Source organism: Pedobacter sp. GQ55 (genome assembly GCF_059758925.1).
Genome location: NZ_JCAXEI010000010.1, coordinates 42,195 through 55,534, shown reverse-complemented (window position 1 = coordinate 55,534; position 13,340 = coordinate 42,195). Strand labels below are relative to the sequence as shown.

At 36.5% G+C, this 13,340-nt stretch carries 8 protein-coding genes; 4 read left to right on the top strand and 4 right to left on the bottom strand.

All coding sequences use genetic code 11. The annotated features are described in order from the left end of the window. Positions 1-85 precede the first annotated feature (85 nt). Genes AC6CH7_RS21285 through AC6CH7_RS21275 form a run of 3 tightly spaced genes read left to right on the top strand, consistent with a single transcriptional unit; the run spans position 86 to position 6,003 of the window. Positions 86-3,559 (top strand): response regulator, encoded by a 3,474-nt coding sequence (locus tag AC6CH7_RS21285; protein ID WP_498264645.1) that lies wholly within the window; start codon positions 86-88, stop codon positions 3,557-3,559. 1 nt (position 3,560) lies between these two features. Beyond that, positions 3,561-4,385 carry a CheR family methyltransferase gene (locus AC6CH7_RS21280; protein WP_498264644.1) on the top strand — a complete coding sequence of 275 codons (825 nt, stop codon included), beginning with the start codon at positions 3,561-3,563 and terminating at the stop codon, positions 4,383-4,385. Positions 4,386-4,410: 25 nt separating this feature from the next. Beyond that, on the top strand, positions 4,411-6,003 hold the full coding sequence (locus AC6CH7_RS21275; protein WP_498264643.1) for a hybrid sensor histidine kinase/response regulator: 1,593 nt from the start codon (positions 4,411-4,413) through the stop codon (positions 6,001-6,003). On the opposite strand, the gene pth is transcribed toward AC6CH7_RS21275, so the two are convergent. The 3 genes from pth to AC6CH7_RS21260 form a co-directional block, all read right to left on the bottom strand. After that, on the bottom strand, positions 5,993-6,553 hold the full coding sequence (gene pth, locus AC6CH7_RS21270; RefSeq protein WP_498264642.1) for an aminoacyl-tRNA hydrolase: 561 nt from the start codon (positions 6,551-6,553) through the stop codon (positions 5,993-5,995). The genes AC6CH7_RS21275 and pth overlap by 11 nt on opposite strands. Before the next feature lie 110 nt (positions 6,554-6,663). Next, positions 6,664-7,242, bottom strand: coding sequence for a 50S ribosomal protein L25/general stress protein Ctc (locus AC6CH7_RS21265; RefSeq protein ID WP_498264641.1), 579 nt, complete (start codon positions 7,240-7,242; stop codon positions 6,664-6,666). A 61-nt stretch (positions 7,243-7,303) separates the two neighbouring features. Continuing rightward, positions 7,304-8,245, bottom strand: coding sequence for a ribose-phosphate pyrophosphokinase (locus AC6CH7_RS21260; protein ID WP_172661532.1), 942 nt, complete (start codon positions 8,243-8,245; stop codon positions 7,304-7,306). Positions 8,246-8,813: 568 nt separating this feature from the next. Between AC6CH7_RS21260 and AC6CH7_RS21255 the strand changes: the two genes are divergently transcribed. Beyond that, positions 8,814-11,840, top strand: coding sequence for a glycosyltransferase family 117 protein (locus AC6CH7_RS21255; RefSeq protein WP_498264640.1), 3,027 nt, complete (start codon positions 8,814-8,816; stop codon positions 11,838-11,840). Positions 11,841-12,298: 458 nt separating this feature from the next. Here AC6CH7_RS21255 and AC6CH7_RS21250 read toward each other — a convergent pair whose 3' ends face one another. After that, positions 12,299-13,264, bottom strand: a complete 966-nt coding sequence (locus AC6CH7_RS21250; protein WP_498264639.1) for an acetyl-CoA carboxylase carboxyltransferase subunit alpha — start codon at positions 13,262-13,264, stop codon at positions 12,299-12,301. Between the last annotated feature and the right edge of the window lie 76 nt (positions 13,265-13,340).

Genomic DNA, 13,340 nt, shown 5'->3' with positions numbered 1-13,340 from the left:
TCTTACAATAGTTAGTCAACTTGTCCTAACAACTACTATCATTGTATTTATTTTTTAAGAGCCTCAATATTTATTAACTTAATATATGTTTAAATTATCTTTTAAACAACAAGTGTTAACAGGATTTGCTGTATCCTTGTTATTTGTTTTGGTATCAGCAATTACATCCTATCTTAGTATTGATAAGCTAAATCAAGATACAAAATGGCAAAGCCACACTTATGATGCCATCAATCTGGTAAAAGACATCGAATTCCAGGTCTTAAACTCAGAAACCAGCATTAGGGGATTTGTTTTGTCTGGCGACAAACAATATCTTAAGCCTTACAATGCCAATGCATCAAAGATCCTTCCTACAATAGCAGAATTAAAGAGATTAACAAATGACAACGCTGAGCAACAGATCAGGATTGATTCTCTAAACCAGTACGCACACGCTAAAACCGAAGAAATGAAAGGGGTTCTTAGCGCGTATGAGTCAAATGGAAAAGAAGCTGCTGCATCGCGTGCAATGGCAGGACTAGGCCAGCTTTATAAAACTCAAATCTTAAAAACAGGCAACAAAATAATTGAAACTGAGCTTAAACTCCTTGCCAAAAGAAAAGCCACCATTGTAAATAGCAGCAAGCAAAGCGAAGGGGTGGTTATGATAAGTGCGATAATCATTTTTGGTTTAATCTTGTTTCTATTCTCATATATCAGAAGAACTTTTGACCAGCAAAAACTAACAGAAAATCAAATCAGAGATTCCAATGTAGAACTGGAACGAATTTCGGCTGAAAACGAACAAAAAAACTGGTTGCTATCTGGCGCAACAGCTGTAAACCAGGCTATGCGTGGAGAACAGGGGGCTGATGAGCTATGCACAAAAATAATAACTTCAATATGTAATTACATAAATGCACCGGTGGGTTCAATATTTCTGGTTAATCGTTCTAAAAAAACCATCAAATTTATTGGTGGCTATGCATTTGAAACCGCAAAAGGAAGTTTAAAAGAATATCAGTTTGGTGAAGGACTGGTCGGGCAGACAGCTCTTGAGCAGCAATCCAAACTGCTTAACAACATTCCTTCAGACTATATAAAGATTCGATCAGGATTAGGCAGCACTCTTCCAAGCCATATATTTCTGCTTCCAATATTATTTGAAAATGAAACACTGGCTGTAATAGAGTTAGGTTTAAATAAAGAGCCAGAGCCATCTACATTATTATTTTTAAATACAATTGCAGAAAGCATCGGTGTAGGAATAAACAGTGCAGTAGCACGCGTAAAGTTAAGAGCCCTGTTTGAACAAACTCAGCAACAGGCCGAAGAATTGGAAAGTCAGCAAGAAGAACTTCGCACAACAAACGAAGAACTGGTATTTAAATCAGAACAGTTACAGGCATCAGAAGAAGAACTTAGGGTGCAGCAAGAGGAACTTCGCCAAACAAATGCCGAACTGGAAGAAAAAGCCCAGCTACTTGAGGAACGTAATATCCTGGTAAATCAGGCGCGTGAGGCAATGAGTTTAAAAGCAGAAGAGTTGGAAGTCTCAAGTAAGTACAAATCTGAGTTTTTAGCCAACATGAGTCATGAGTTAAGAACTCCTTTGAATAGCATATTGATTCTGGCAAGAATATTAAAAGAGAACAGACCCGAGAATTTAAACGAAGATCAAATTAAATATGCTGGTGTTATACACAACGCAGGCTCCGATCTGTTAACGCTTATTAACGACATTCTTGATCTTTCAAAAATTGAGTCAGGAAAAATAGATCTGACAATAGAACACATCCAGCCTAGAGCCATTCAACAAGACATGGACGCATTGTTTAATGAACTTGCCAGAAGCAAGAAAATTAATTTCAAAACTACTCTTGGACAAAACTTACCCGAGTCTATACTCACAGACCAGGCAAGGCTTGAACAAATTGTAAAGAACCTTCTTTCAAATGCCTTTAAATTCACTCCGGAGCACGGAGAGATATCCTTAAATATAAGCAATGCGGCAAAAGAAACCGGGTTTTATTCTGAACAGTTAAGAAACGTCAATAAAAAGGTAATAGCCATAGTAGTACAGGATTCTGGAATTGGGATACCGGAAGATAAGCAGAAGCTAATCTTTGAAGCATTCCAGCAAGCAGATGGATCTACTAGTAGAAAATATGGTGGTACAGGTCTGGGCTTATCTATTAGCAAGGAACTTGCCTACATACTTGGTGGCGAAATTCAGGTAATAAGTGAGCCTGGCTTAGGAAGTACCTTTACTCTTTTTATACCTGAGGAAAATACTACAAATAGCCCAAAAGAGGTAATTGACAAGATAACTGAAGAGGCTAAAATTGTTCCTTTAATTCCTGAACCTGTACTACTCCCGGTTAAGAACGGTACAGTCCAAACATTACTAATAGTAGAAGATGACGTCGTCTTTGCAGACGTACTGAATGACTATGCTATAGAAAAGGGATTTAAACCCCTTCTTGCACATAGTGGAGATGTTGGATTGGAAATGGCCATATCTGAGCTTCCGGATGCAATTGTTCTGGATATTATGCTGCCTGTTATGGACGGATGGACGATACTTAAAAAGCTAAAAGAAAATCCAAAAACAAAACATATCCCTGTACACATGATGTCGGCAGGTAATGAAAAGGAAAGCAAAGCAAAAAAAGAAGGCGCAATAGGCTTCCTTAAAAAACCTATTGAAAAGGATAGGCTTGATGAGGCGTTTGAACTATTGAGTTCTGCTTATATAAAATATAATTTTAATACCGTTTTAGTAATTGAGGACCAAGAACTACATAGTAAAGTTTTAACCCAACAACTTACCGATAAGGGTGTTGATGTAAAACAAGCCTTTACTGGTAAAGAGGCATTAGAGTTTCTGGAAAAACACACATTTGATTGTATTATCCTTGACCTAAAACTCCCTGATATCTCAGGATTTGATCTATTAGATATGATTAAATCCAAGCCGGGCCTTGTTCATGTACCTGTAATTATTAATACAGCGATGGAATTAAGCGATGAAAAAATGGCTCATATCATGAGATATACAGAAGCCATGGTTCTGAAATCAAACAAATCAAATGACAGATTAATTGATGAAGTAAGTCTTTTCATGAACAAGCTTAAACAAAGCGAAAGGTCCACTATTCAAACACAAAATAAGAGTAAGGGCGTATCCACTATTGAAAAAGCGCTAAAAGACAAAACCATTCTAATTACCGACGATGACATGCGTAATATTTTTGCTCTCTCTAGCGCCTTGCAACTCTACGATATGAATATTGTAATTGCAAACAACGGAAGAGAGGCGCTTGAACGATTGGCTGAAAACGAGAATATTGATCTGGTTCTAATGGATATTATGATGCCTGAAATGGACGGATATGAAGCAATGAAAGCGATTAGAAGTGAGAAACGCTTTTCAAAACTTCCTATTATCGCTTTAACTGCAAAAGCCATGAAAAACGACAGGGAGAAATGTATTGAGGCAGGTGCTAATGATTACATATCTAAACCGGTAGATATGGATAAACTGTTATCAATGCTGAGAGTTTGGTTAAGTTAATATGGATCAATCATCAGACACAATAACATACGAACAACTAACGGATCTGGTAGATTTTATCAGAAATGTGCATGGTTTTGACTTTGGGGATTATTCTGCTGCTTCTCTAAAAAGAAGGGTTACCAGAATTTTGCAACTTCAAAGGCTTTCGCTGTTTGACTTGCGCATATTATTAACAAACGACCCGGATTACTTTGAAAACTTTTTGGTTGAGGTTACAGTAAACGTAACTGAAATGTTTAGGGATCCCCTATTTTACAAATCTGTAGTTACGAATGTAATCCCTTATTTAAGATCATATCAAAGGATCAAAATTTGGAACGCCGGATGCTCTACTGGGGAAGAACTTTATTCTTACGCCATACTCTTTTCAGAAGAAAACTTGTACGAGCGATGTTTTTTCTACGGAACGGATATCAATGTAGATGTTTTGGAATATGCCCGGAATGGAATCTATGACTTACAAAAAATGAAGCAATATTCTGAAAACTTCCATAAAACCGGCACAATACATACACTCTCGGATTACTATACGGCAAAATATGATGCGGCAAAGATTAATCATTCTTTAAAGAAAAATGTATTGTTCTCAGTTCATAATTTAGCCTCAGATGGGGTATTCAATGAGTTTCAAATCATATCCTGCAGGAATGTACTTATCTACTTCAATACTGAATTGCAAAAAAGAGTAATTGAATTATTTTACAATAGTTTAGCTAATTTTGGTTTTTTATGTTTAGGATCCAAGGAAACACTAAGAAGTACCGAAATTGGCAGATTTAAAATCATAGACAAGAAAAACAACATTTACCAGAAAATAGGTTAACATTAACACTCAGATAAGATAAAACATGGAGAAGATTAATATATTGATTGTTGATGACAGACCTGAAAACATAATAGCGCTTGAGGCACTATTACAGAGAAATGATATTAATTTAATCAGTACCACAAATCCAAATGAAGCACTTAGAATTTCCTGGGAAATGGATATCGCAATTGCTTTAGTTGATGTTCAAATGCCGGAAATGGATGGGTTTGAACTTGTTGAAATACTAAAAAGTAATCCTCGAACTAAAGACATATTAATCATATTTGTAACAGCAATTTCTAAAGAAACAAAATATGCAGTAAAGGGATTAAACTCCGGTGCTGTCGACTATCTATATAAACCATTAGATCCATTTATTACTTCTGCAAAGGTTGATTCGTTCATACAGCTCATAAGAAATCAACGGGAAATAAAAACAAAAAACAAAGAGTTGGAAGCTTATCAAAAGGAACTGATAAAAGCTAAAGAAGAAGCTGAGCAGGGCAAAAGAATAAAAGAAAACTTTCTTGCCAATATGAGCCACGAAATCCGTACTCCCATAAATGGAATTATCGGCCTTGCCCATCTGTTGGAACGAACCAATTTAACCGAAGAGCAAAGAGAGATGATTTCTCTGCTTGAAATATCATCTAGTTCGCTATTGGGGGTTATTAATGACATATTAGATTTATCAAAAATTGAAGCTGGTAAATTTAAAATTAATAGGACTCCAACTGATATCACAAACGTATGTAATTCAGTTATTAATCTTTTGAGCATAAGAGCAAAAGAGAAAAAACTGAATCTAGAAATGGAATTAGATCCAGAACTACCCACTCATGTACTTGCAGACTCATTGCGCCTAAACCAGATTTTAATGAATCTGATCGGGAATGCGATTAAATTTACATCTCAGGGTAGTGTTACTTTAAGGGTTGAAATCCTGAACAGCAAAGGCAATAATATTCAGATTAAATTTTCTGTAATTGATACGGGCATTGGAATAGCTTCGGAAAATATTGAGAAAATATTCGAGACCTTTGAACAGGCCGATGAGCAAACTACTGTAAAGTTTGGTGGCACAGGACTGGGTTTATCTATAGTAAAAAACCTTGCTAAACTTAAGGGTGGTCATCTTGAAGTATTTAGTGAAGAGAACAGGGGAAGTATGTTCTGTTTTACGAACTGGTATGAAGTTGTAAAAGAAGCACTACCTATTCAGAAAATAGCTAAAGAGAATTTCACTCCTTTTAATAACGTCAAAATTCTAGTAGCTGAAGATAATCCGATCAACAAGTTTCTTATTGTAAAAATATTAAAGGATTGGATGATTGATGCCGATGTTGTAGAAAATGGGAAAGATGCAATAAATAAGCTAAGAGAAAATCACTATGATCTTATCCTTATGGACACCTTTATGCCAGTTTTAAATGGCTTAGACGCAATCAGAATGATTAGGGAAGGATATGCTAAAGGGAAAGAAAATATTCCTATAATTACATTTTCGGCTGCAGTTATGGAAACGGATACTAAAACAGCTATGGATGCCGGGGCAAATGATGTAATAAGTAAGCCCTTTGAACTTGCCACCCTACATGAGAAAATAACCAAATATACTACAGTTACTTATTAAAAGCAGTCATAGTTTTTGCAGGCCCAATAGTTACAAAGCTTTTAATTAACTCTACGCTTGTATCTATCAGTGCTGGTAATTCCGGTTGTTCTTCTTTATAGAAGTTTGAAAGGACGTAGTCGGCTTGCCTACCTTTAGGAAAATCATCGCCAATCCCAAAGCGTAAGCGAGGATATCCTTGTCCGCCGCACAAACCTTCAATACTTCTTAGGCCATTGTGTCCAGCACTACTACCTTGCATCTTTAAACGTAATTTACCAAGTGGTAATGCAAGGTCATCAACAATAACCAGAACATTTTCTAAAGGAATACGCAACTCCTGCATCCAATAATTCACAGCCTTACCACTTAAATTCATAAAAGTGGTTGGCTTTATTACGTGTAGCTTTTTACCTTTAAATGAAACTTCAGAATAATAAGCCAGCCGCAAATTAGAAAAAGTACCGTCAAGCTGTTTAACCAATTCATCAGCTATGTTAAAGCCAATATTATGCCTGGTATAAGCATATTCAGGCCCTATATTCCCTAAACCAACTATTAAGTATTTCATTGCTGCAAAGATAGTAGTTTACATGACATGCATTTTCAGTAATCCTATTTTCACAAAAAAAGCAGCACGAAGGTAATTAGTGCTGCTTTTTTATGTTTAGCTAATTCGAATTATTTCTTGTTAGCTTCTTGCTCTGCTTGTTTTAATGCTCTTGACATACCTACAGAAACGATAGTATCTTCAGGAGTGTTAGTAATAATGTATTCACCTTTTTCAAGATCACGAACACGGAATAAGTTGCCAACTTCTAATTTCGCAATACTAACTTCAACTGTTTGCGGCATATCTTTAGGCAATGCTTTAACACGAAGTTTACGTAATTTTTGAACTAGTTTACCTCCCATTTTAACACCTGGAGAAGTTCCGGTTAATTTAACAGGGATTTCCATTAGAATTTCTTTGTCATCAAATAACTGAAGAAAATCTACGTGTAATAATAAGTCAGTTAACGGGTGAAACTGTAATTCTTTGATAATAGCTTTGATTTTCTTACCACCTAAAGTAATCTCAACAAAGTTAGCTTCTGGTGTGTAAATAGCATCTTTTAATTCAGTTGTTACTACAGCAAAATGTGCTTGTTCTTTACCACCATACAATACTGCAGGAACTTTGCCTTCATAGCGAAGCTCTTTAGCATCGCGTTTCCCTACGTTCTCTCTTGGAGAACCGCTAATTGCGATTGTTTTCATTTTTTTGTTGTTTAAATGTTTCGAAACCCTGATGGTCTCGTTATATAATAGTTATTAAATATTAAACGTTAAAAAGATCACTAATTGATCCATGCTCATTTACATTAGCAATTGCTTTTGCAAATAATGGAGCTGTTGAAAGCACTCTTATTTTCGGGCTATCTTGTTTTAAAGGGATCGTATCCGTTACAATCAATTCAGTTAACATCGAATTTTCAACAGTTTCATACGCTTTACCCGATAATACCGGATGCGTACAAACCGCCCTAACACTTTTTGCACCTTTTTCCATAATTAAAGCTGCCGCTTTAGCTAATGTACCTGCAGTATCGCAAATATCATCAATAAGCACAACATCTAATCCCACTACATCTCCAATTATAGACATAGATTCTATTTCATTAGCACGTTTACGGCGCTTATCGCAAATCACTACCTCAGCATTAAAAAACTTAGCGAAGGTACGTGCGCGATAAGATCCACCCATATCTGGTGAAGCTATGGTTAAATTTTCAAGTCCTAAACTCTTTATGTAAGGAACAAAAATTACTGAACCATCAAGATGATCAACCGGAATATCAAAAAATCCCTGAATCTGAGCTGCATGTAAGTCCATGGTCATGATTCTGTGGATACCCGCAGATTTTAAAAGATTTGCTACTAATTTAGCTCCGATCGCTACCCTTGGCTTATCTTTTCTATCTTGTCTGGCTAATCCGTAATAAGGAACAACCGCAGTTATGTAATGCGCAGATGCTCTTTTTGCAGCATCAATCATTAATAACAGTTCCATTAAATTATCAGAAGGCTGATAGGTAGATTGGATAAGAAATACATCACACCCTCTTACAGTTTCATCATAAGAAGGCTGAAACTCGCCATCGCTAAACTTGCTTAAGGTTACATTACCAAGAGGCTTGCCGTAACTTTCGGCAATTTTATGTGCTAAATCTTTAGTGCCGGTTCCGGCAAAAAGTTTAACTGGGTTAAATTGCAATGGCATTATTGAAAAGTTTCAATACTGGTTAAAAAAAATCGGATTGCGGTTTAATCACAATCCGAATATTGTTTAGTTGTCCGACCTGGATTCGAACCAAGACAAACGGTACCAAAAACCGTTGTACTACCCTTATACTATCGGACAATCTTCCATTAAAAAGGTTGCTTTGAAATGGAATGCAAATCTACGTACATTTTTCAATTTTGCAAGGGGCAAATAAAAAAAATATAAAATAATTTATGTCAAATAGATCCCCCTGCTTATTACTCCCAATAAATCAATCAGTTAATCCAATCACATTTTATTATTTTTTTTCCACTACCTTGAACATTATTTTAAATAATGCCGCCAGAATACAGCATAGACTAAGGAATAAAGCCATGTTTTAATCTAATCGTACATTTTTATAATAACTAATACATACAATATAGTGTATACTATATGAAGTAATTGTCGTAAGCAAGAACGTTAAATTTGTTAAACACAGCTTTAGATTATACGATTATCAATCTTATTCTTTATTTTCGGACGCAATTAATTGCCTTTACATTAGTAACTACTTGATAACGAAATGAATTATTCAAAAATCAATAACATTACCGGCTGGTTCTGTTTTGCCATTGCTACCTTAACCTATATTTTAACACTAGAGCCCTCTGTTAGTTTTTGGGACTGCGGCGAATTCATAGCTTCTGCTCTAAAAATGCAGGTGGTGCATCAACCAGGAGCCCCTTTATTTTTAATGATCCAGAGATTCTTCTCTTTACTTGCTCTTGGCGATGTTACTAAAGTAGCATATTTCATGAACGTGGGTTCTGCAGTTGCAAGTGGTGCTACTATATTGTTTTTGTTCTGGACAATTACTGCCCTAGCCAAAAAAATCTTAATAAAAGACAAAGAAGAGATTTCTAAAGCCAGCTTAATCTCAATTATGGGAGCTGGTGTTGTTGGTGCTCTAGCTTATACCTTTTCTGATAGCTTCTGGTTTTCGGCAGTTGAATCTGAAGTATATGCTTTATCTTCATTATTTACAGCTATAGTTTTCTGGGCTATATTGAAATGGGAAGCACATGCCGACGAACCTCGTGCTGACAGGTGGCTGTTACTTATAGCCTACATTATGGGGCTTTCAATAGGTATACACTTACTAAACCTGCTAACCATACCCGCTATTGCTTTCGTTTATTACTTTAAGAAAACTAAAAAAGCAACCACTTCAGGTATTGTAAAAACAGGTTTAATTGGTATTCTAATTTTAGCATTTATCCAATACGGTATCATTCAGTACCTGGTTTCTTTTGGAGCTTACTTTGACTTGTTTTTTGTAAACACCTTAGGTTTTGGCTTTGGGTCTGGTGTTATTTTCTTTGCAATATTATTGATAGGCGGTATTGTATGGGGTATTAGATATTCTATAAAACATCAAAAGAAAATCCTGAACCTTGCATTATTATCCACAGTATTAATCATATTCGGATATGGATCTTTTGCAATGATCATTATTCGCGCGAAGGCAGATCCTAATCTAAATAATAGTGATCCTGATAATGCTTTCTCTTTTCTAGGATACCTAAACAGGGAACAATATGGTGACAGGCCATTACTATTTGGGCCTAACTATAACTCACAAAAGGTAGATATTAAACAAGGTAAAACCCTTTACAGAAAAGGTGCTGAAAAGTATGAAGTTGCAGGAAGAAAAACTGATTACGAGTATGACAGAACAACACCTTTTCCGAGGATGTATAGTGATGACGCACGACATATAGGCTATTACAAAGACATGATGGGCTTTGATGATGCCCATTTCCCTAACCTTATAGATAATATTGGATTCTTTTTTGGCTATCAGACTGGCCAGATGTACATGAGATACTTTATGTGGAACTTTGTCGGTCGCCAAAATGATGATCAGGGTCAGGGAAGCTTGTACGAAGGCCAATGGTTAAGTGGGATTAAACCCATAGATGCTGCTCGCCTCGGCGACCAAAGTCACCTCCCTCCAACTATAACCGACAATAATGCATACAATAGGTTCTTCTTTTTGCCGCTCATATTGGGGCTGCTTGGAGCAATATGGCATTTCCAACGTAATCAAAAAGATGCGGGTATAATAGCGTTGCTATTCTTCTTTACAGGTATGGCTATTGTATTATATCTTAATCAAAAACCTATGGAGCCAAGGGAGCGGGATTATGCCTATGCCGGATCCTTTTATGCCTTTGCTATATGGATAGGTTTGGGAGCGCTGGCTTTAAAAGAGTGGCTATTTAAGAAGGTCACCCCTGCTACAGGCGCTGTTCTGGCAACAGTTGTTGGATTGTTTGCAGCACCCGTAATTATGGCGGCACAAGGATGGGATGATCATGATCGTTCTACTAAGCTTGTTGCCCATGATATAGCGGTTGATTATTTAGAGTCTTGCGCGCCAAATGCAATTCTATTTACCTATGGTGATAATGATACCTATCCGCTTTGGTACATACAGGAAGTTGAAAATGTTAGACCAGATATCCGTCTAGTAAACCTAAGCTTATTTGATACTGACTGGTATATAAATGGAATGAAGCGCAAGCAAAATGAATCTGAGCCATTGCCGATAAGCATGAAAGAATCTCAATATGTACAAGGCAATAGAGATGTAATGTATTATCAGGATTATAAAATTGCAGGTTCAATTGAACTGAGTAAGATTTTTGAAGTATTAACTTCTGACAATGATGAAGATAAACTCCCCCTAAATGATGGTACTAAAGAAAACTTTATCCCAACCAAAAACTTTAAACTTACTGTAAACCGTGCTGATGTTATTAAAAATGGAGTAGTTAGTGCTGCAGATTCAGCTAAAATTGTTCCAGCTCTTGAATGGAAATTTAATAAGAACTACGTTACTAAAGGCACTTTAGCAATGTTTGACATCCTTGTTCACAATAACTGGAAAAGACCTGTTTATTTTGCTAGCACAGTGCCTTCGGAGCAATATAATGGCCTGGACAACTATTTATATAACGAAGGGCTTGCAATTCGTCTGATGCCTTTAAAAATAGATAGTGCTGCCGGAAAAAGTGACTTGGTAAATACTCCAGTTCTATACAATAACTTGATGAATAAATTCAAATGGGGCAATGTAAAGAATGCTCGTTATCTTGACACACAATCATCAGATGATATCTCTATTTTCACAAGCATGTTTAATAATGCTATTAGCGGCCTTGTTAAAGAAGGAAAAATTGAAGATGCTAAAAAAGTTGCGAACCGTTATTTCGAAGTAATGCCTGATAAGTTCTATGGCATGCGTTCTATGATGGGAGCCTATTTTATGGCTGAAAACCTGTATACTTTGAATGACAACAAAAGAGCTAATGCGCTTATCGAAAGATCTGCAGATTATATACAAAAGGAACTTACTTATCTTGCCGATGTATCTAAGAGCAAAAACAAATTTATTGGCGGGCAGAATGTACAACTAGGTATGTCGTTTCTAAATCAAATGGCAAAAATCACTGAGGCAAACAAGGAAACTAAATTAAGTCAGAGTTTGACAAAACAATTCAGTGAATTAGAAGGAAGGTTTTCACAGTATTTTGCACAACAATAATAGGTAAGCTCGTATTCTGCTCTCCGGCTGCACTAAAAGAATCATATAGTTAAATTCGTAATAACAGAAAACGACCCAAAAATTTGCGAGGGTACTGAAAAAGCCCTTTACAAAAATGGGGCAGTTCACGATTTGTGAACTGCCCCATTTTCTTTAAGTTGTAAGCAGCTTTCCTGACTAAAATTTTCTATAGCCAAATCTAAGGGTGTCAAATTTAATTATTCCATACCTTTATTTATCTCACTTATTTTCGAGCCACTTTTTCAGTAGCCTGAAATTTTATCGAGGCCTTTTTCTGTTATGTTTATCAATAATCTTTTAAATTTTGGAAAGGAGTTTGGCGCTCATTCCTGATTTGTTTTTGTTCGGTAGGCAGTGCGTTTTCTGCGAACCAGCCTAGCGTTCATTTGGCTCTTTTTCTAAGCCAATTTAATGCAGCCGGAGAGCGGAATGCGAGTTTACGCTTCTACAACAACTCCCATTGCGCAGAATTTATCAATCCTGGTGGCAATCATTTTCTCAGTTTTTTCCTTAGTAAGTATTTTCAAATCATCAAGAATCTGTTTTTTTATAGTTCCCGCCATTTGCTCCGGATTTTGATGTGCACCACCAAGAGGTTCTTTTATAATTCCATCAATAAGTTTGTTTTTGAACATATCATCAGAAGTCAGCTTCAAACATTCCGCTGCTCTTTCTTTATAGTCCCAGCTTCTCCATAAAATTGAAGAACAAGATTCCGGAGAAATCACAGAATACCAGGTATGCTCTAACATATATACTTTATCTCCAATACCAATACCCAAAGCACCTCCGGATGCGCCTTCACCAACAACAAAACAAAGAATAGGCACTTTTAGTACTGACATTTCTAATAAGTTTCTAGCAATTGCCTCTCCCTGACCACGTTCTTCGGCTTCAAGCCCAGGATACGCACCCATAGTATCAATGAAGGATATAACGGGCTTATTAAACTTCTCGGCCAGTCTCATTAAGCGAAGTGCTTTTCTGTAGCCCTCAGGATTAGCCATTCCGAAATTACGGTACTGACGTTCTTTTGTGTTTTTACCTTTCTGATGACCAATAATCATTACTGTTTGACCATCGATGGTAGCAAAACCACCAATAATTGCTTTGTCGTCTCCTACAGTCCTGTCGCCATGCATTTCAATAAAATCATCGCAGATCATGCTGATGTAATCTAAAGTCTGAGGCCTTTCCGGATGACGGGACATTTGAACTTTTTGCCAGCCCGTTAAATGGCTGTAGAGCGTCTTCTGCGTTTGTTCCAATTTTTCTTCAAGCTCTGCTAAGGTAGCAGACATGTCTACTTTTGTCTTATCAGCAACCTGTTTAACCTTTTCAATTTGCTGAACAAGCTCAGCTAAAGGTTTTTCAAAATCAAATGATGTTTTTATCTGTTCCATAAGCGGGCTGTAAAAATAGGTATTTTATTTTACCTGTTCAACTCCTTTTTATTGTAGATACAAGTTTACGGTAAGT